Source organism: Methylobacillus glycogenes JCM 2850 (assembly GCF_000617925.1).
Lineage (GTDB): Bacteria > Pseudomonadota > Gammaproteobacteria > Burkholderiales > Methylophilaceae > Methylobacillus > Methylobacillus glycogenes.
Window position 1 is genome coordinate 1 of the sequence record NZ_BAMT01000004.1, and the last position, 18,379, is coordinate 18,379.

17 protein-coding genes and 4 pseudogenes are annotated in these 18,379 nt (G+C 55.4%); 2 read left to right on the plus strand and 19 right to left on the minus strand.

The window, feature by feature from the left end:
* Nucleotides 1–630 (plus strand): annotated as a pseudogene (locus tag JCM2850_RS17835) (class 1 fructose-bisphosphatase); the annotation flags it as partial.
* Nucleotides 631–689: 59 nt separating this feature from the next.
* Here the strand turns inward: JCM2850_RS17835 and JCM2850_RS17840 are convergent.
* The 4 genes and pseudogenes from JCM2850_RS17840 to panD form a co-directional block, all read right to left on the minus strand.
* A pseudogene (locus JCM2850_RS17840) lies at nt 690–2,149 on the minus strand (cryptochrome/photolyase family protein).
* Between the two features lie 12 nt (nt 2,150–2,161).
* Nucleotides 2,162–2,629: a 23S rRNA (pseudouridine(1915)-N(3))-methyltransferase RlmH gene (gene rlmH, locus JCM2850_RS07215; RefSeq protein WP_025870806.1), complete on the minus strand. Its 468-nt coding sequence runs from the start codon at nt 2,627–2,629 to the stop codon at nt 2,162–2,164.
* A 14-nt stretch (nt 2,630–2,643) separates the two neighbouring features.
* Nucleotides 2,644–3,003, minus strand: coding sequence for a ribosome silencing factor (gene rsfS / locus JCM2850_RS07220; RefSeq protein WP_025870808.1), 360 nt, complete (start codon nt 3,001–3,003; stop codon nt 2,644–2,646).
* Nucleotides 3,003–3,382: pseudogene (gene panD, locus JCM2850_RS17845) on the minus strand (aspartate 1-decarboxylase). Before panD ends, rsfS begins: the two are co-directional and overlap by 1 nt.
* A 91-nt stretch (nt 3,383–3,473) precedes the next feature.
* On the opposite strand from panD, the gene JCM2850_RS07230 reads away from it, so the two are divergent.
* Nucleotides 3,474–5,126, plus strand: coding sequence for a DUF4153 domain-containing protein (locus tag JCM2850_RS07230; RefSeq protein ID WP_081774996.1), 1,653 nt, complete (start codon nt 3,474–3,476; stop codon nt 5,124–5,126).
* 180 nt (nt 5,127–5,306) lie between these two features.
* Here JCM2850_RS07230 and JCM2850_RS20420 read toward each other — a convergent pair whose 3' ends face one another.
* From JCM2850_RS20420 to cysT, 15 genes and pseudogenes are all read right to left on the minus strand, one after another.
* The gene (locus JCM2850_RS20420; RefSeq protein WP_051525311.1) at nt 5,307–5,864 is read right to left on the minus strand and encodes a TonB-dependent receptor domain-containing protein; all 558 of its coding nucleotides are present in this window, start codon (nt 5,862–5,864) and stop codon (nt 5,307–5,309) included.
* Between the two features lie 2 nt (nt 5,865–5,866).
* Nucleotides 5,867–7,744, minus strand: a complete 1,878-nt coding sequence (locus JCM2850_RS17850) for a TonB-dependent siderophore receptor (protein WP_051525312.1) — start codon at nt 7,742–7,744, stop codon at nt 5,867–5,869.
* 98 nt (nt 7,745–7,842) lie between these two features.
* Nucleotides 7,843–8,694, minus strand: coding sequence for a FecR family protein (locus JCM2850_RS07240; RefSeq protein ID WP_159105135.1), 852 nt, complete (start codon nt 8,692–8,694; stop codon nt 7,843–7,845).
* A gap of 25 nt (nt 8,695–8,719) precedes the next feature.
* Complete coding sequence (locus tag JCM2850_RS07245) at nt 8,720–9,232, minus strand: sigma-70 family RNA polymerase sigma factor (RefSeq protein WP_025870815.1); 513 nt, start codon at nt 9,230–9,232, stop codon at nt 8,720–8,722.
* Nucleotides 9,233–9,287: 55 nt separating this feature from the next.
* Nucleotides 9,288–10,058, minus strand: a complete 771-nt coding sequence (locus tag JCM2850_RS07250) for a CDP-diacylglycerol pyrophosphatase (RefSeq protein WP_025870816.1) — start codon at nt 10,056–10,058, stop codon at nt 9,288–9,290.
* A 171-nt stretch (nt 10,059–10,229) separates the two neighbouring features.
* On the minus strand, nt 10,230–11,090 hold the full coding sequence (gene panC, locus JCM2850_RS07255) for a pantoate--beta-alanine ligase (protein WP_025870818.1): 861 nt from the start codon (nt 11,088–11,090) through the stop codon (nt 10,230–10,232).
* 79 nt (nt 11,091–11,169) lie between these two features.
* Nucleotides 11,170–11,958, minus strand: coding sequence for a 3-methyl-2-oxobutanoate hydroxymethyltransferase (gene panB, locus JCM2850_RS07260; RefSeq protein WP_025870820.1), 789 nt, complete (start codon nt 11,956–11,958; stop codon nt 11,170–11,172).
* Between the two features lie 3 nt (nt 11,959–11,961).
* A complete protein-coding gene (locus JCM2850_RS07265; RefSeq protein ID WP_025870822.1) occupies nt 11,962–12,609 on the minus strand; it encodes a deoxynucleoside kinase in 648 nt (215 codons plus the stop codon).
* The gene (folK, locus tag JCM2850_RS07270) at nt 12,606–13,109 is read right to left on the minus strand and encodes a 2-amino-4-hydroxy-6-hydroxymethyldihydropteridine diphosphokinase (RefSeq protein ID WP_025870823.1); all 504 of its coding nucleotides are present in this window, start codon (nt 13,107–13,109) and stop codon (nt 12,606–12,608) included. Before folK ends, JCM2850_RS07265 begins: the two co-directional genes overlap by 4 nt.
* Nucleotides 13,110–14,459, minus strand: coding sequence for a polynucleotide adenylyltransferase PcnB (pcnB, locus tag JCM2850_RS07275; protein ID WP_025870826.1), 1,350 nt, complete (start codon nt 14,457–14,459; stop codon nt 13,110–13,112).
* A 121-nt stretch (nt 14,460–14,580) separates the two neighbouring features.
* Nucleotides 14,581–15,003, minus strand: a complete 423-nt coding sequence (locus JCM2850_RS07280; protein ID WP_025870827.1) for a DUF6691 family protein — start codon at nt 15,001–15,003, stop codon at nt 14,581–14,583.
* A gap of 67 nt (nt 15,004–15,070) precedes the next feature.
* Nucleotides 15,071–15,445, minus strand: a complete 375-nt coding sequence (locus tag JCM2850_RS17855; protein ID WP_199898271.1) for a YeeE/YedE family protein — start codon at nt 15,443–15,445, stop codon at nt 15,071–15,073.
* 63 nt (nt 15,446–15,508) lie between these two features.
* Nucleotides 15,509–16,579 (minus strand): sulfate/molybdate ABC transporter ATP-binding protein, encoded by a 1,071-nt coding sequence (locus JCM2850_RS07290; protein ID WP_025870829.1) that lies wholly within the window; start codon nt 16,577–16,579, stop codon nt 15,509–15,511.
* Between the two features lie 39 nt (nt 16,580–16,618).
* Nucleotides 16,619–17,514, minus strand: a pseudogene (gene cysW, locus JCM2850_RS17860) (sulfate ABC transporter permease subunit CysW).
* An 18-nt stretch (nt 17,515–17,532) separates the two neighbouring features.
* Nucleotides 17,533–18,369 carry a sulfate ABC transporter permease subunit CysT gene (gene cysT / locus JCM2850_RS07300; protein WP_025870831.1) on the minus strand — a complete coding sequence of 279 codons (837 nt, stop codon included), beginning with the start codon at nt 18,367–18,369 and terminating at the stop codon, nt 17,533–17,535.
* Nucleotides 18,370–18,379: the final 10 nt, after the last annotated feature.

Consider the following 18,379-nt stretch of genomic DNA (forward strand, 5'->3'; position numbering starts at 1 on the left):
TTTTACGTCCCTGTGTTGCCTTGGCAGTCTCAGGTCGAGCTGCGCAGGCCGAGGATTTTCTACAACCCGGTACGCGCCAGCAACTGGCCGCCTATGCCTTATACGGCACCTCCACCATGCTGGTGTTTACCTTGGGCTTTGGCGTATATGGCTTTACCTTAAACCCCGAAAGTGGCGAGTTTTTGCTCACGCACGCCAATATGCGTATTGCCGCAGATACCAGTGAGTTTGCCATCAATATGTCCAACCAGCGTTACTGGCAGCCGCCAGTGCAGCGCTATATCAAGGATTGTCTGGCTGGTAGCACTGGGCCGCGCGGCAAGGATTTCAATATGCGTTGGGTGGCGACCATGGTGGCCGAGGTGCATAGATTGCTGGTGCGCGGCGGGGTGTTTCTCTACTCTGGATAGCCGCAGTGTGGGCAAGGGCGGGCGCTTACGCTTGCTATATGAGGGCAATCCCATGTCCTGGCTGGTGGAGCAGGCGGGCGGGCAGGGTAGCACTGGGCACAGGCGTATTCTGGAAGTAGAGCCGACCAGCCTGCATCAGCGCGTTGCCGTGGTGCTGGGAGCCAGCAGCGAAGTTGGGCTGGTGCGGGAGTATTACTCGTTTACCGACCCAACAGCCTAGACAAGACTAAGATGCGCGAGCATGCACCGCGCAATCTGCTACTAGCTTGCAGGCTGAATTTACTCATCATCTGCTTCATTGCTATTGCTTGCCTCATCAGCTTTTGCCGCTTGGCTGGCGCGCTTATACAGCGCCAGCACCTGCTCGCGGCGCGTGGCGTGGTCCACCACAGGCAGCGGGTAGTTGCTACCTATGCCTAGTGCTTGCTGACGTTGCTCAGACATTTTCCAGGGCGCATGGATTTCCTTGTTGTCGCATTGCGACAACTCAGGCACATATTTGCGGATGAATTTGCCTTCGGGGTCGAATTTTTCTGATTGCGTGACCGGGTTGAAAATGCGGAACCAGGGTTGGGCATCACAGCCTGTGGAGGCTGCCCATTGCCAGCCGCCGTTGTTGGCAGAGAAATCAAAATCTATCAGGTGCTGAGCAAAGTAAGCCTCGCCCCAGCGCCAATCTATCAATAAATCCTTCACCAAAAAGCTGGCTGCCACCATGCGCAGGCGGTTGTGCATATAGCCAGTCTGGTTGATTTGACGCATGGCCGCATCTACCAGCGGGAAGCCGGTCTTGCCCTCGCACCAGGCCTGAAAGAGTTTTTTGTCATTGGGAAAAGCCAGGTGATCAAACTCAGGCTTGAAGCTGTGACCCGCGGCAACTTCAGGGTGGTGATGCAATATCTGGAAATAGAAATCGCGCCAGAACAGCTCATTGAGCCAGGTCTCGGCACCTTGGCCACCCATTTGCCAACCGTTCTGGCGAGATGGCGTATGGATACCGTACCAAAGCGCAGATGCACCGAAAGATAAGACGGGCCTTTGCGCCCAGGGAAATCCCTGGCTTGGCGATATTGCGGCATGCGCTCTACAAAATCTTCAAACAAGGCGCTGCCACCGCTCATGCCGGTAGGCAGCTTGAGCGCTGCCAAATTGCTGCGCTCAAAGCCTAAGTCCTCAAGCTCGGGCATGGGCTCGGGGTCGCGCTCTGCCAGATTGCGGAAATAGCGATCTACCGGGTAAGGTTTGAGATAAAAATCGTTGAGTGTTCTCAGGCAGGCATTCTTGTATGGTGTAAACACGCTGAATGCGCTGTTGGATTTGGTGAGGATTTCATCGCACTCGAAGATCACCTGATCCTTGAAGCTGAGGAAATCAATATCATGTTCAGCCAGGGCTTGGCTGACGGCTGCATCACGCTGATTGGCGGCTGCCTCATAATCGCGGTTGCAGTAAACCGTGTTGACTTCAAGCTCCCTAGCCAGCGCTGGCACTAGTTTGCTGGCTTGGCCGTGCCTGACCAGCAAATCGCCACCACGGCATTGCAGCTCGGCCTTGAGCTCGCGCACGCTTTCCCAGATAAACTCCACCCGCCTGTCCTGACGTTGGGTCAAGGCATCCAGAATGTCGCTATCGAAGACGAAGACGCAATAAACCTCTTCGTTTTGCTTGAGCGCATGATAAAGCGCTGCGTGATCAAAATCGCGCAGATCGCGGCGGAACCAAACCAGGGCTTTGTTCATGAGTGAGCGCGATTACTCGCGGTGATACGGATGATTATTGATGACACTGAGCGCGCGATAGAGTTGCTCACTCAGCATCACGCGCACCATGCCGTGCGGCATGGTCAGGCGTGACAAGCTCCACAGCCAGTCGGCTTTTTGCTTGATGCTTTCGTGCAGGCCATCGGCCCCGCCTATCACCAGGCAGACATCGCGGCCCTGACCCATCCACAGACGCATGCGCTCTGAGAGTTGCAAGGTGGTGACTTCCTGGCCGCGCTCATCCAGCGCAATCAAGAAATCCCGGCCAGCCAGCTCCAGTATGCGTTTGGCCTCAGCCTCTTGCACAACTTCTGAGTTTTTGCCCGAGGCGCGTTTGTCAGGCTTGATTTCGACGATGTCCACGCTCATTTCGCGTGGCATGCGCTTGGTGTATTCGTGACAGGCAGCTTGCACCCAATCCGGCATTTTGTGGCCGACGGAAAGGATGCGCAGCTTCAAAGCGATGAGTCTTTCTAGCCCTTGGCGGCGGATGCGCTACGGCGGTTTTCAGCCTCGCCCCAGAGTTGCTCCAGGTTGTAGTAGGCGCGGGTGGCAGGCACCATGATGTGGACGACGATATCACCCAGATCGACCAATACCCACTCGCCTTCTTTCTCGCCTTCGGTGCCTTGCAGAACCGCGCCTTTTTCACGCAGTTTTTCACGCACGTTATCGGCCACCGCCTTGGATTGGCGCGTGGAGTTGGCGCTGGCGACTATCATATAGCTGGTCATGGACGTGAGCTTGCGCACGTCCATCACGGTGATGTCAAAAGCTTTGATATCTTCCAGCGCGTCTATGACCGCCAGTTTCATTTGTTCTAGATCTAGCATTAGGCCGCTTGTACAGGAATTTGCTGGCGTTGATCCTTGATGCGGTTTTGCGCATCAACGTACACCAGCTGGGGTTTAAATTGAGCCAGTTCGGCTTCGGAGTAATTGGCATAGCTGGCAATGATCAAAAGATCGCCAGGGCTGGCCTTGCGTGCCGCAGCGCCGTTAACCGAAATGGTGCCCGAGTTGCGTTGAGCGCGAATGGCGTACGTAGTGAAACGTTCACCGTTATTCACGTTGTAGATGTCAATCTGCTGATATTCTTTGATGTCCGCTGCCTCAAGCAGGTTCTCATCAATGGCACAGGAGCCTCGTAGTCCAGCTCCGAATGCGTGACGCGCACCCGATGCAGCTTGGATTTGAGCATGGTTCTTTGCATGGCCAACCAATGTGGAAAAAATAAGACCCGCCATTATAGTGGAAACAACACGCTGAATAAATGAAGATTTATTGCTGAGGAGGATTTGAAAATGCAGAGGGAGGAAAGAAGCTGGATGATTGCCTGGGCCGCAGGGCAGGGGGCAGGCCTGTGGCTATTGCATGAGTGGTTGCTGAGTTTGAGCAAGCAGGGTGAGTATTTCTGGTTGATCTGGCCTTTGTATATGGCCGTGCTGCTGCTACCGCTAAGTATGATGCTGCTATCTGCCTATAGGCAGCAAAAGCGCTTATGGCCTATGGTCACAGCGTATGTCGTGCTGATTGCGGGGCTTGCTTCCTACCTCGGGTATCAAGCCTGGACGCCTGCTCTTGATACTTTTCAGTATGCACAGTCAGGCGTGTGTCTCGCGTTGGTGGGCTTTGGTAGTTGGTTTGTCTTGCTGCCGTTTGCTGAGCATAGGTTGCTGCGCCAGCGCTGGGCGGATGATTACGCATTATTGTTTGCCGCGGCATGGCGCAACAGCATCAAGCTGGCGCTGGCTGGCGGCTTTACCGGACTGCTTTGGCTATTGTTATTGCTGTTTGCCAACTTGCTCAAAGTGCTGGGAGTTACTTACCTCCTGGATTTATTGGGCAAACCCATCTTTTTCTATCCGGTGACCGCAGTCACGTTTGGCATAGGCCTTTCGCTGTATGCCGCCAAGGAAGAAGTGCTGGTAGGGTTTTACAGGGCGGGGCTAAATATTGCTGGCTGGTTACTGCCTGTGGTGAGCCTGATCCTGTTAGCTTTTCTGCTGGTATTGCCAGTGCAAGGCTTGGATAAATTATGGGACACAGGCTATGCCAGCAGCCTGATGCTATCACTGCTTGGGCTCACGGTTTTTCTATTCAATGCCGCTTGGCAGGATGCTTCCGGTCAGCAACGCTTCCCGCCCTGGTTGCTGCGCTTTATCGGATTGGGTCTGTTGACCATGCCTGTCTATATAGGGCTTTGCGTCTATGCATTGGGGCTGCGGGTTGCGCAATATGGCTGGACTACAGAGCGAGTGTTTGCAGCTCTCGTGATCCTGGTCATGGCGATGTATGCCCTGGGCTATGCTGCTGTGGTGCTGCGGCGTGAAAAGCTATGGATGAATTCGGTAAGCAAGGTCAATATCGCCACGGCTTTGCTGACAGTGCTGCTGGGCATACTCACGTGTAGCCCACTGCTTGACCCTACAAGAATTGCCGTACATAGCCAGCTTGCCCGCTTGTTGCAGCAAAAGGTCAAGGTGCGTGATTTTGATTTTGAGTATTTGCGCTTTCAGGCCGGCCGCTACGGCGATGCGGCACTGACTAGGTTGGAACAGGAGCAAACGCATCCTGATGCCGTCGAGTTAAGACGTAAAGCCAAGCTGGCGCATGCGCTGACACAGCGCCAATATAAGCCCGAGGCAGTGAAGCTAGGGGCTGAGGAGTTGCGCCAGTTGTTCAAGATTTATCCTCAGCAGGCGCAATTGCCGCAGGCATTTGTTGATGCCTTGAGCATATCTTTGGAAGACAACAAGGTATTTTTGGGATGTGAGAAAAAGCGGCCATGTGCTGTGTTGCTGCTGGACCTGAACGCTGACGGCGTAGAGGAACTGGTGTTGCTCGATGGCTTCCGCAGCATGGTCTATGGTCTTGAGGGGGGCAATGGAAAAAAGTGGGTACGTTGCTCGGTGAAACCTACAAGCTCAATGAAAAGTCAGTTGAGGATGCACTGACAACCGGCAATTTTTCCAGTAAACCTACTCACTGGCAGGATTTACAGATAGGCGATATGCAATTCAAGGTGCAGGAGGAGTGAGGGGCCTGAGCCCCCATCTACTGGTGCGCATTGATATGTTGCGGCAATAAAAAAACAGGCGCCCTTGGGCGCCCGTTTTTATCAGTGGCACTTTACATTACCACTGATACTTCACAGTGGCATAAATCGAGCGTCTGTCGCCATAGTAGCAACCCGCATTCGAGATGCAGGTGGCGACATATTTCTTGTCTGCCAGGTTGGCGGCATTCACTTGCAGGCTGAAACCCTTGAGGCTGGGGTTGGCCTTGGCCAGGTTGTAATGCAATGCTGCATCCAGCAGGGTGACATCATCATTTCTGAAGGCATTGAGATTTTCGCCATAGGATGAGCCAAGGTAGCGCACGCCTAACCCTATGCCCAGGCCATCCAGCAGCCCTGCGCTGGAAACATGGTGCAGCCAGGTGGAAGCCTGGTGTCGTGGAACAAAAGCCAGCTGGTTGCCAAGCTGCGCCGCGATGCCAGTCTTGGTGATTTCACTATCGGTATAGGCATAGGAGGCCAGGGCTTCAAAGCCATAACCCAGCTTGGCCTTGCCTTCCAGTTCTGCCCCTTTGACTTCCACTTCCCCGGTCTGTACGCGGCTGCCATTCGGCGCTGTGGTGATGACATTGCGCTGGGCAAGGTGGTAAACCGAGAAGCCCAGTGATGCGTCCATGCCTAGGGCTGGTACTTTACCCCGGCTTCGCTTTGCCTGCCCTTGGTGGCATCAAATGGGCTGCCAGTGCCATCAACGCCCGTGCTGGGCTGGAAGGAGCTGGCAAAGGCGATATATGGCGTTAATTGTTGGGCAAAGGTGTAGCTTAGGCCGATATTGCCAGTGAGGGCATCGTCAGCGTTGGTGATGCGGCGTGTTGCCCCGGTGCTGGCGGTAAGGGTTTCATTGGTTTTGCTGGCCTGGTCATGACGTGCGCCCAGTTGCAGGGTCCAGTTATCCCACTTGATCTGGTCTTGCGCATAAAAACCTAGTTGTCGTTGGCTGGAGTCTATCTTGGTGCCCAGGGGTGGTTCTACCAGCGTTGTCAGGAATGGGTTGGAGGCAAAGGCGTTGTAGTTGTAGAGATTGATGTAATTGAGGTTGGATTCACGATAGGTAGCCGACTCATGGGTGTAATCCACACCCAGCAGGATGCGGTGTTGCAGCGGCCCGGTGCTGAACTGGCCTTCAACCTGGTTATCAATCGTGAACATATTGGAGTCTTCCGGGAAGGCCCAGGCGTAGCGCACCAGGTTGGTGGGCAGGCAGGCATCCGTAGCCAGGCAAGCCCCCTGCACGCGGCGCGAATCTGCATCAACTCTGCCGTATCTCAGGTTCTGGCGGAATGTCCATTGCTCATTGAAGGCATGGCTGAACATATAGCCCGCAAACCATTGCTCGTTGACGTAGCGATCATAGTGTTTTTCACCAATAAAGGTATCGGTGGGCAAGCGGCCCAGGTTGCCATAGGAATAGAGCGTACCCTTGGCAGGCAGGGCAGTGGCCGCGCCACCACGGGAATCGATTTTTTGGTAGTGCGCCAGCAGGGTCAGGCTGGTGTTGTTGTCGGGCTTGAAGGTCAGGCTAGGAGAAATCACGACCTTGTCATCTTCCACATAGCGGGTTTGCGTATCGGCTTCACGTGCCAGAGCCACCAGGCGGTAAAGCACACGGCCTTCATCATCCACTGGCCCGGAGATATCAAATGCACCCTGCTTGCGGCCATGGCTACCAGTCTGTAATTGCACTTCCCCGCGCTTGTGGTCGGTAGGCAGTTTGCTGCTCAGCGCCAGCATGCCGCCAGGGGAGGATTGACCATAGAGGCTGGAGGCTGGGCCTTTAAGTATTTCCACGCGTTCCAGCAGGTAAGGGTCTATCTTGGCTTGTGAGTAGCCATTGGCCCCAAACGGCAAGCGCAAGCCATCGAGGTAACGGGTAGGAGGGCTGAAGCCGCGCACTGTCATCCAGTCATAGCGCGAGTCAGTATTGGCGTATTGCAGCACTACGCCTGGGGTATAGCGCAGGGCTTCGGTGATGGTTTGCACACCTAGATCGTCCATCTGGGCGCGGGTGACCACATTAATGCTGCGCGGAGTTTCTAGCAGGATGGTGCTGGATTTGGTGCCAGTAAAGCTGCGCTTGGCGCTGTAGCTATTCCTGCCATCAAAGGCCAGGTTTTGCTCGCGGGTATCCAGCTTGCCTAATACATGGACTTCTTCCAGTACATTATTTTGGCTTGAGGCTTGCGCGCGCAGGGTGAAGGTATTGTCCCCCTGAGAAGTTACTTCCAGGCCTGAGCCTTGCAGCAGTTTTTGCAGGGCTTCGCGCGCCGAGTATTCGCCTTTGAGTGCGGGCGCATGCTTACCCGTGGTGAGGCTGCTGGCAAAAATGATCTGCACCCCGGTTTGCTGGGCCAGATGGTTGATGGATTTATCCAGGGCCTCTGCTGGTAAGTCCAGCTTGACCTTGGGATCGGCAGCATAAGCCGTAAAGGCCAGCAGCATGGAGAGGGTAATAGCGCCTAGCTTGAAAGGCCGTTTGCGCGGTGATGGTGAGTGCATGAATGTTCCCTGATAACGATGAATTGAAAGAGCTTCAGGGAGTAAGCCGTTTGGACTGGTGTTTACCCCAACCTGGGAATGAGAATTTTTTTCATGTGCTATCTGGAGCTGATCAGCAGGCTGCCATCTGGCTGTGGTTCCAGGCGTACCGGGAGGATGTCGGGAAGTAATTGCAGCAGCTTGTCAGTATTGTCTATGGCAAACGTGCCGGATAGTTTGAGTTGTGCCGTTTTGCCTTGCAGTTGGATAGGCGCAGTGCGATAACGCTGGATTTCGGCAATCACCTGCTGCAGCGGGGTTTGTGCGAATACCAGCTTGCCATTCATCCAGCTCATGCTGATGCTGGGGTCTATAGCTACTGGTGCGTGCATATGCCCATCGCCGTCTATCTTCACCTGCTGGCTTGCCGTCAGGGTGGTGCCATTCAAGCCATCTGCAGCTTTGCTGGTGACACGCACAGTGCCCTCTGCCACGCTGACAGTGACTTGTTTATGTGCTTGTTGGTCTTCATGGTAGACCTCGAAGCGGGTGCCTAACACTCGGGTTTCGCTATTGGCAGCGATCACCAAAAATGGCCGGAAATTGGCCTTGGCCACATGGAACATGGCCTGGCCCTGTGGCAGGTTCACGCGGCGTGAACGTAGATGCCAGCTCACTTCGAGACGGGTATTGGTGTTAAGCGTGAGCTCGCTGCCATCGGCTAGCTGTATAAACTGGCGCTGGCCTATCGCGGTAGCGTATTGCTCGCTGCGGTAGGCTGGGTCTAGCCAGACCAGCCCCGCCGCCAGCAGCGCCAGCACCAGGGTGATGCTGGCAGGGGTTTTCTTTTTGCGCGGTGGCTGCACCTGCGGCAATGGAAACAGTTCTTTCAGGGTTTCCCGGTGCTGCGCAATAACGGCTTCCGTGTCATGGGAAGGTGGCGGAGTATGCGGCTGTGGCGATTTCATCATGCTGGGTATTCTGCTTAATCCGGGCTTATTCCCGGCCAAGAAACTGCCTGCATGCGGCAAGCCCCAGGCGAGTGTGGCGCTCGACCATTTTGACGGATATCCCCAGTTGCTGGGCCACATCAGCCTGCGACATGTCGTGAATCTTGTGCATGATGAATACCTGCTTGCAGCGTAAGGGCAGGCGGTCTACGGCCTGGGAAAGTTGGGCAATTTCACGCTGGGCTTGCAGTGCGCGCGCTGGGTCTGTGATTTCCGCCACCGTTTCTGGCAGCTCGGCCATGGATTCCATCAGCCGATTGCGCACCGCCTCTGCCCTACACTCGTTGACCGCCATATTGTGTGAAACACGTTTTAGGAAAGCTATAGGCTGCCTGGCTTCTGGCAAGCTGGGTTTTTCCATCAGGTGTACACACATATCGTGCACGATTTCGCGCGCAAAACCTTTATCGCCAAAGCGGCGGCGGATGTAATCCACCAGCTCGTCGTAATGACGCGTCAGCGAGGTGATGAGGTTGGTGGCGGGAGAGTTGTGCAGCACGCGGAATACTTGGGCCGTGAAACTTGGATGCCGCCATTATAAATGGTAATGCTTCTTAATTGTGAGTGGCGACGGTCATCACCTGCGGGCAAGCATGATCCTGAATGATTTCCATGGAAGGATGTGGGAAAGGCCCGGTCTGCTGGCTGGCCAGCAAGGCAAAATCACCGCCCGGCAAAGTGGCCAGCCCCAAGCCAAACGATGCTATCTGCTGTTGCGCCGGGCCCTGGGCCAATTCCCTGAATGGATTATCGTGCTGCAACTCATGCAGGCTGATACGTTTGGCCCAGACCACTTGCTGCTGCAAGGCATTGCGCAGAGGTCGCCATTGCGGCGTCAGTATAGGGGCCAGGCCATCCAGTTCGGTGCGTATCTCCGGCTTGAGGCAGGAGATATGGATATGCAGCTGGTTTTGCGTGCGCGCGCGCTGGGCATTGATGGTGAGGCTGACTATGTCATCAGGCACGGGCTTGCCAGCCTTACGTGACATCCAGATTCTTTCTTGCCAGGCGTGTGCCAATAAGGCTTGCCCGGTGTGGGTTTGCAGCACCGGGGATTCAATGCCGCTGATTTTGCTGGTGGGAATCAGCAGGTATTGCAAAGGGCCGTTTCTGTCCTTGTAGATGGCATAAGCCTGGGCTATGTCCACCTTGGCGCAAGGGGCGGGTGATTGCTGCTGTTCCTGATGCGGCAGGCACTGGCCATCGACAATTTGCAGCAAGGCATCTGGATTGTAGCTGGCACCGGATTTGGCAAAGCAAGCGGCAATGGTCAGGCTGAGCAGGATGACCAGGGTATACGGTAGCAGGCGATGGAATGCGGTCATGGCAAGGTGCTTTAGGCGATGGGCTTAAAACAAGAAACATCTAATGCGCTGACTATATGATCACAGCATGACGCTGACGTGACAGTACTATCATGCCATATCCCTTTGGCGGATGAATAGGCAAGGCCTCAGGCTTAGGCACGCCTGTGGCGATTCCCTACGCGACAAGTCTTAGCGCTGGAATTCGATATTGTCTATAAGGCGGGTCTGGCCCTGTCTCGCCGCACCTAGCACCACCAGGGCCTCGTCATCCACAGTAGCGGGCAATAGCGTGTCAGCCGACCGTATGCTGATGTAATCCACTATCCAGCCTAGTTGCGTTAAATACTGGCTGGTTTGTGCCTCAATCGCGGCATAGTCATGGTTACCCTTGCGCACGTTATCCACCACCAGTTGCAAGGTGCGCGAGAGGCGTGGGGCCTCGAGTTTCTGTGCTGGGTTGAGGTAACCGTTGCGCGAGCTGAGTGCCAGGCCGCTGGCCTCGCGCTGGGTTTCACCGGCAATGATATCTATGGGTAGATTGAACTGCCGCACCAGCTCGCGAATGATAAATAGTTGCTGGTAATCCTTGCGGCCAAACACGGCGATCTGCGGCTGCACAATATTGAATAGTTTCATCACTACCGTCGCCACGCCGTCAAAGTGCCCAGGCCGTGCCGCGCCACAGAGTTCATTGGCAATCGATGGTGGGGTGATGCGCATGGTCTGCGTGGCCGGATACATTTCTGCCGGGCTGGGGGTGAACACCACATCGGCTCCCGCCTCGGCCAGCAGCGCACAGTCTGCCTGCAGCGTACGCGGATAATTATCCAGGTCTTCGTTGGCACCAAACTGCAAAGGGTTGACGAAGATGCTCACCACCACACACTGCGCACGTTCACGCGCCAGCTTGACCAGATGCAGGTGCCCGGCATGCAGATTGCCCATGGTGGGTACAAAGGCAATGCTGCCCTCAGCACTCAAGCGCTGACGCAGGCTGGCGATATCGGCAATGATTTCAAGTGGCTTGCTGGAGGTGCTGTGAGCTGTCATGGCTGTTGAATACCTGAAAGTGACGGGTGCTGCTGAAGTAGGTGAGGCTTAAGTGTAGAGCGCCTGAAACCAGCTAGCGCTAATCGAAACTATGTTCGGCGGCGGGGAAGCTGCCATCCTTAACGGCAGCTACATAGCTCACCAATGCGGCTTCTATGCTGCTGGCACCCTGCATGAAGTTGCGCACAAAGCGTGGCGATTTTCCTGCGTATATGCCCAGCATATCCTGTAACACCAGCACCTGGCCGTCACAGTCTTTGCCCGCGCCTATGCCTATGACCGGAATCTGGATGGCCTGACTCACTTCAGCGGCCAAGCGCGTGGGTACCATTTCCAGCACCAGCATGCTGGCACCTGCCTGGGCGAGTTGTACCGCGTCATCTAGTAATTGTGCCGCAGCGGCTTGATCGCGGCCTTGTACGCGATAACCGCCCAATTGGTGAACCGCTTGCGGCGTCAGCCCCAAGTGACCACACACCGGAATGCCGCGTTGCACCAGGAAGCGCACGGTATCCAGCATGATGCTACCGCCCTCAACCTTGACCATTTGTGCGCCTGCCGCCATCAACGTGGCGGCATTGTCGAATGCCTGCTCGGGGTTGCGCTGATAGCTGCCGAAAGGCATGTCGGTGACGATAAATGCGTTGCGGGCGGTGCTGGCAACACAACGCGTGTGGTATTGCATATCCTGCAAGGACACGGGCAAGGTGCTGCTATGGCCCTGTATGGTCATGCCCAGTGAATCACCAACCAGCAAGACTTCAACCCCGGCCTTGTCACTAAGGGCGGCAAAGCTGGCATCGTAGCTGGTCAGCACGGCGATTTTCTCGCCTTGTGCCTTCATCTGCTGTAGGGCTAGCAGGTTCATGGCTTACTCCAGATTGGGATTGAAAAACTCGCGGCGGCTGCGGATTTGCATAATGCGCTCCAGCAGCATTTCCATGGCACCATCTTTTTCGGTGATGTCGAGTTTTTCATTGTTGACGATAAGTACGGGCGCCCCGTCATATTGATGGAAGAATTGACTATAGGTTTCGGCCAGCCGCGCCAGATATTCACGCGGAATTTCCTGTTCATAGCGGATATTGCGCTGATTCACGCGCTCATGCAGGGTTTCCACTGGCGATTGCAGATAGATCACCAGGTCTGGTGTGGGCACCTGCACCTGTACATGCTTGTACATCTGGCGGTAAAGCGCATATTCCTCATCATTGAGGTTCATTTGCGCAAATAGCTGGTCTTTTTCCAGGAAGAAATCGGCAATCGTCGCCTGGTTGAACATGTCGCGCTGGGCCAGGTCACGGATATGCTCTACGCGCTGGAACAAAAAGAACATCTGCGTAGGCAGGGCATAGCGTGGCGCATCCTGGTAAAACTTGGGCAGGAAAGGATTGGCCCCGGCGTTTTCCAGCAAGAGATTGACCGGGAACATATCGGCGAGCTTGCGCGCCAGCGTGGTTTTGCCACTGCCTATCGGCCCCTCGACCACGATGTAGTGAAAGCGGTCAAAAATACTCATAGCGCATTTTCCTCCAGCTTTTCCACGCCTTGATCGGCACATTGCACAGCCAGTGTGCTGACCTTGCCATGTGCGGCTAGCGCCAGTTCCGGGGCAATTTCCGCCAGCGGCAGCAGCACAAAGCCGCGCTCATGCATGCGCGGGTGCGGCACGGTGAGTTCTGGGCTGCTGATGCTGACTTGATCGTAAAGCAGCACATCCAAGTCAAGCACACGTGGCGCATTGGGGAAAGGCCGTTCGCGGCCGTGTTGATTCTCCAGCGCCAGAATCGCATGCAGCAATGCCAGTGGGCTCAGGCTGGTTTCAAGCTCGGCCACGGCATTGATAAAGTCGGGCTGATTGTCATAACCCACAGGCGCGGTGCGATAGAGCGAAGAATGGCTGAGCAAGCGCGTATCCGTCAGCGTATCCAGTTCACGCAAAGCCAGCCTGACTTCATCTGCAGGTTGGCGGCCAGGGTTGCTGAGGTTGCTGCCTAGGGCAATAAAGGCGCGTGCCATTTATTCTCCTGCCGCCGATTTCTTCGGGCCGCGACGGCGTCTACGCTTTTTCGGCGCGGTCTCGGGCAGCAGCATGGTCTGACGTTGCTCGCCATCGGCGTTGGCAAAATCTGTCCACCACTGACCCAATTCAGCTGGCAATTCACCAGATTCGCAGCGCAGCAGCAGGAAGTCATAAGCCGCACGATAACGTGGGTTTTCCAAAAGACTGTAAGGCCGCTTGCCCGCACGTTGCTCAAAGCGAGGCTGCAAGCCCCAGATCTCGCGCATGGTGGCGCTGAAGCGCTTGTGTATGGCCATCTTTTCCGCCTGGATGTCGCAGACTTCGTCCATGGCCATATGCAAGGCTGGAATTGGCTTGTTACCTTGCTGCTCGAATTTCTTCCAGGCCAGCAGCACTTCGTGCCAGAGCAGGGTGGCAAACAGGAAGCTGGGCGAGACTGGCTTGCCTGACAATACGCGCTCATCGGTATTTTTCAGCGCCAGCTTCACAAAGCGCTCGCCTATGGGTTGTTCCAGCACCACATCCAGCAAGGGCAGCAAGCCATGATGCAGGCCATGCTGACGCAGGGCATTGGCGCTTTCTATGGCATGACCAGACAAGAACAGCTTGAGCATTTCGTCAAACAGGCGTGAGGGTGGCACATCATGCAGCAGGTCGGCCAGTTCAGAGATAGGCTGCTCAGTCGCCTTGTCGATCTTGAGGCCTAGCTTGGCAGAAAGCCTGACCGCGCGCAGCATGCGCACCGGGTCTTCACGGTAACGCGTGACCGGGTCACCTATCATGCGCAATATGCCTGCCTGGATATCGGGAACACCTTGATGGAAATCCAGTACTTCTTCCGAGGCTGGGTCGTAATAAAGCGCGTTGGCCGTGAAGTCGCGACGTACCGCATCTTCTTCCTGACTGCCAAACACATTGTCGCGCAGGATACGGCCAGTGTCGGCGACCTTGGCATCACCCTGCTCATTGAGGTGACTGCCACGGAAGGTCGAGACTTCAATCACTTCATCACCAAACATCACATGCACCAAACGGAAACGTCGGCCTATGATGCGTGAGCGGCGAAATACCTTGTTCACCTGCTCAGGCGTGGCATTGGTAGCCACATCGAAATCCTTGGGGCGCTGTTTCAGTAACAAGTCACGAACGGCACCACCGACGACAAACGCCTCAAACCCAGCTTTTTGCAAGCCTTCGGTGGTTTTGATGGCTGCATTGCTAAGCAGCTTGCGGTCTATGCGATGTACGCGGGCAGAAATGCGCTCAACCTTGCCTGCTGGCGTTGCGGGAGCGGATTTGTTGGATGTTGCGGGCTTGAAAACGCGCTGCAGCAGTTTTTTGATCATTATGCGGCTTAGCCTGGGGTTTCTGATGCGCTAAAGTGCATGATTATAGCGTAAGCATTGCCTATGCATCAGCGCTAGATAGCTGGGGAATTCAAAAGCTTGTAAGGAACAAGCGCATGCGCTAGGGATGGCGTGCGGAATAGCACTCCACAATCAGCAGACCAGTTAGCAAGGCAATCACAAACAGAATAGCGGGCCAGCCTGCGCTGAGCAGGGTTGCCAGGGCTGGGCCGGGGCAGTAACCCGCCAAACCCCAGCCTATGCCAAACAGTACAGCGCCTACAATGAGTTTGCGGTCAGCCACAGGCCGCTGTGGCAGGGTGATGGGCTTGCCCAGCAAACTGGTGTGCTTGGGCTGGCGTTTAGCCCAGTGAAATGCCGGAAAAGCGACGCTGATTGCACCCACCATCACCAGGGCAAGGGAAGGGTCCCAGGCACCAGCCAGGTCGAGAAAAGCCAACACTTTGGCAGGGTTGCCCATGCCTGAGAGTATGAGTCCGGCACCGAACAGCAAGCCACTGATCAATGCACTCAGTAATGACATGGTAGCTTCTTGCTAGATAGTGGCTGGGGTGGGGAGAGGGTAAGCATCTCAGCGCAAGCGTGCATGATTAATGCCATCCATGACGTAGCAGAAACACGGTGACAAAACCTGCTGCCATAAACAGTACAGTTGCCAGAAGTGAACGCGGGGAGAGTCTTGCCAGGCCACAAACGCCATGGCCGCTGGTACAGCCCTGTGCCAAGCGCGTACCTATGCCGACCAGCAAGCCAGCCAACAGGATTTGCCAGGGATTATGAATGGCATGCGTGGCCGGGAGTGTGCCCAGCCATGACCAGAGCACGGGCGAAATGATCAGGCCCAGCAGAAATGCCAGCCGCCAGCCTGATCTCGGTTGCACCAGCCAGCCGGACAAGATGCCGCTGATACCCGCAATGCGCCCATTGAACATAATTAGCATGGCGGCGGCCAAGCCTATCAACATGCCGCCAGCAAGGCGCTCCAGGGAGTGAAGCTAGCCCAGTCCAGCGTCATGACGCGCTATACCCTAGCTGGCTTTGCTGTTGAGGAAGACCTGCACAGTGCGCGGTTTGAGATAGACATGGCTGCCTTGGCTCAACTCCAGCTCACGGAAACGTTCGCGCGTGATTTCTGCCTCGATGACGTCACTTTCGTTGACGGGCTGCAACTCCAGCCTGACCAGTGGGCCAGCGGCGTGAATGTAGCTGACAACGGCATGCAGCGTGGCCTGGCCGTTTTGCTGGGTAAATACGTCAATATCATGCGGACGTACATAAGCCAGCGCATCACTGTTCTGCACGCTATGGTGATCATTCAGGCTGAAAGCCAGATCGCCGATATGGGCCTGACCTTCGTTTACGCGGCTATGGAACTGGTTCACATTGCCGAGGAATTTGTAGACAAAGGGCGAGGCCGGGTTGTCATAGACTTCCTGTGGCGAGCCTATCTGTTCAATACGGCCTTGGTTCATCACCACGATACGGTCAGCCACTTCCAGCGCTTCTTCCTGATCGTGCGTCACAAACACGCTGGTGATGTGCAATTCGTCATGCAGGCGGCGCAACCAGCGGCGCAGGTCTTTACGTACTTTGGCATCCAGGGCACCAAACGGCTCATCCAGCAGCAGAACCTTGGGCTCTACCGCCAAAGCACGTGCTAGCGCGATACGTTGGCGCTGACCACCGGAGAGTTGCGGCGGGTATCTATCTGCCAGCCAGTCCAGTTGTACCAGCTCCAATAGTTGATGCACGCGTCTATGAATTTCGGCTTCGGTGGGGCGGGTTTTCTTCGGGCGCACACGCAGGCCGAAAGCCACGTTCTCAAATACCGTCATATGGCGGAACAGCGCATAGTGCTGGAAGACGAAACCGACCTGGCGCTCACGCACATCGCGCTCGGTGGCTTCCTGACCATGGAAGTGGATGCTGCCATTATCTGGCGATTCCAGCCCGGCAATGATGCGCAGCAGGGTAGTTTTGCCGCAACCGGAGGGGCCGAGCAGGGCCACGAGTTCGCCACTGGGGACATCGAGGCTGACGTTGTTGAGGGCGGTGAAGCTGCCAAACTCTTTTTTGATGTTACGGATTGCTATGCTCATGATGTCATCCTTGTGACCGTAGTGCGGGTAAATACTGCCTTATTCATCCGATGCCTTCTCGCTGGCCTTGGCGCTGCGGCCGCTCTGCCATTCGATATAGGACTTGAGGCCCAGTGTAATCAGGGCGAGGAATGCCAATAGTGAAGCCACCGCAAAAGCGGCTGCGTAGTTGTATTCGTTATACAGAATTTCCACATGCAAGGGCATGGTGTTGGTCAGGCCGCGGATATGGCCGGATACTACCGATACCGCACCAAATTCACCCATGGCGCGCGCATTGGTAAGGATCACGCCATAGAGCAGCCCCCACTTGATATTCGGCAGGGTGATATGCCAGAGAATCTGCCAGCCGGAGGCGCCCAGCACCAGGCCAGCTTCTTCTTCTTCCTTGCCCTGTGCCTGCATCAGCGGAATCAGCTCGCGGGCAATAAAGGGGAAGGTAACGAAGATAGTAGCCAATACTATGCCCGGAATCGCAAAGATGACTTTGAGATCATGGTCTATCAGCCATTCACCAAACCAGCCCTGCAAGCCGAAGATCAGCACATAAATCAAACCTGCAATCACGGGTGAAACCGCAAATGGCAGATCGATCAGGGTGATCAGTATGCTTTTGCCCTTGAACTCGAATTTGGCAATTGCCCAGGCAGCCGCCACACCGAATACCAGATTCAATGGCAGCGAAATAGCCGCAGCAATCAAGGTCAGCTTGATGGCGGATAAGGCATCAGGTTCTACCAGTGCGGCAATATAGGTCTCAAAACCCTTGCGCAGGGCTTCGGTGAATACAGCAGCCAGTGGAATGAACAGGAACAGGCTCAAAAACAGCAGCGCGTGATAATCAGCGTCCAGCGTACCCAGGCAGGCTCTGAGGTGGCGCGATTATGCGCGACCTTGGCTTGGTACTTGGCGAGTTGTGAAACAGTGGATGACATGTGTTTTCCCTCTATTTTCTAGCGCGAAACGCTGTTACGGCGGCTGCTCCACCATTGCAGGCCGTTGATGCTCAGCAGCAGGAGGAAGGAAATGACCAGCATGACCACAGCGACGGCAGTAGCCCCTGTGTAGTCATATTGTTCTAGCTTGGTGATGATGATGAGCGGCGTGATTTCAGACACCATGGGCATATTGCCGGCAATGAAAATCACTGAGCCGTACTCACCAATCGCTCGCGCAAACGCCAGGGCAAAGCCAGTCAGCAGCGCTGGCCAGAGCGCGGGCAGAATCACGCGGCGGAAGGTTTGCCAGCGATTGGCACCCAGGCTGGCAGCGGCTTCTTCGGTTTCAGCTTCCAGGTCTTCCAGCACGGGTTGGACGGTACGTACAACAAAAGGCAGCCCAATAAAGGTGAGCGCCACCACTACACCCAGGGGTGTAAAGGCGACCTTGATGCCGTTGGGTTCCAGTATGCTGCCCAGCCAGCCATTGGCGGAGTAAACCGCAGTCAAGGCAATACCCGCCACCGCTGTAGGCAAGGCGAAGGGTAGGTCAACCAGGGCATCTACCAGCTTTTTGCCGGGGAAGGTGTAGCGTGTCAGCACCCAGGCGGTTAATAAACCAAAGAAGGCATTAATCACAGCAGCAAGGAAAGCCGCGCCAAAGGTGAGCTTATACGAGGCAATCACGCGTGGCGTGGTGACTACGTGCCAGAATTCGGCCAGGGTAAACTCAGTTGTTTTGATAAAAGCGGCAGCGAGTGGAATCAATACAATCAGGCTAAGGTAAAGCAGGGTATAGCCCAGGGATAGATTGAAACCGGGAAGTACATTCTTTTGTTTATGGGAGGCCATATCGTTCAAT

Bases quoted from the DNA above. Each gene is read 5' to 3' on its own strand.
- rsfS (WP_025870808.1), bottom strand. From the start codon at position 3,003: ATGCTAGATCTAGAACAAATGAAACTGGCGGTCATAGACGCGCTGGAA.
- JCM2850_RS07230 (WP_081774996.1), top strand. From the start codon at position 3,474: ATGCAGAGGGAGGAAAGAAGCTGGATGATTGCCTGGGCCGCAGGGCAG.
- JCM2850_RS20420 (WP_051525311.1), bottom strand. From the start codon at position 5,864: ATGGACGCATCACTGGGCTTCTCGGTTTACCACCTTGCCCAGCGCAAT.
- JCM2850_RS17850 (WP_051525312.1), bottom strand. From the start codon at position 7,744: ATGCACTCACCATCACCGCGCAAACGGCCTTTCAAGCTAGGCGCTATT.
- JCM2850_RS07240 (WP_159105135.1), bottom strand. From the start codon at position 8,694: ATGATGAAATCGCCACAGCCGCATACTCCGCCACCTTCCCATGACACG.
- JCM2850_RS07250 (WP_025870816.1), bottom strand. From the start codon at position 10,058: ATGACCGCATTCCATCGCCTGCTACCGTATACCCTGGTCATCCTGCTC.
- panC (WP_025870818.1), bottom strand. From the start codon at position 11,090: ATGACAGCTCACAGCACCTCCAGCAAGCCACTTGAAATCATTGCCGAT.
- panB (WP_025870820.1), bottom strand. From the start codon at position 11,958: ATGAACCTGCTAGCCCTACAGCAGATGAAGGCACAAGGCGAGAAAATC.
- JCM2850_RS07265 (WP_025870822.1), bottom strand. From the start codon at position 12,609: ATGAGTATTTTTGACCGCTTTCACTACATCGTGGTCGAGGGGCCGATA.
- folK (WP_025870823.1), bottom strand. From the start codon at position 13,109: ATGGCACGCGCCTTTATTGCCCTAGGCAGCAACCTCAGCAACCCTGGC.
- pcnB (WP_025870826.1), bottom strand. From the start codon at position 14,459: ATGATCAAAAAACTGCTGCAGCGCGTTTTCAAGCCCGCAACATCCAAC.
- JCM2850_RS07280 (WP_025870827.1), bottom strand. From the start codon at position 15,003: ATGTCATTACTGAGTGCATTGATCAGTGGCTTGCTGTTCGGTGCCGGA.
- JCM2850_RS17855 (WP_199898271.1), bottom strand. From the start codon at position 15,445: ATGTTGATAGGCTTGGCCGCCGCCATGCTAATTATGTTCAATGGGCGC.
- JCM2850_RS07290 (WP_025870829.1), bottom strand. From the start codon at position 16,579: ATGAGCATAGCAATCCGTAACATCAAAAAAGAGTTTGGCAGCTTCACC.
- cysT (WP_025870831.1), bottom strand. From the start codon at position 18,369: ATGGCCTCCCATAAACAAAAGAATGTACTTCCCGGTTTCAATCTATCC.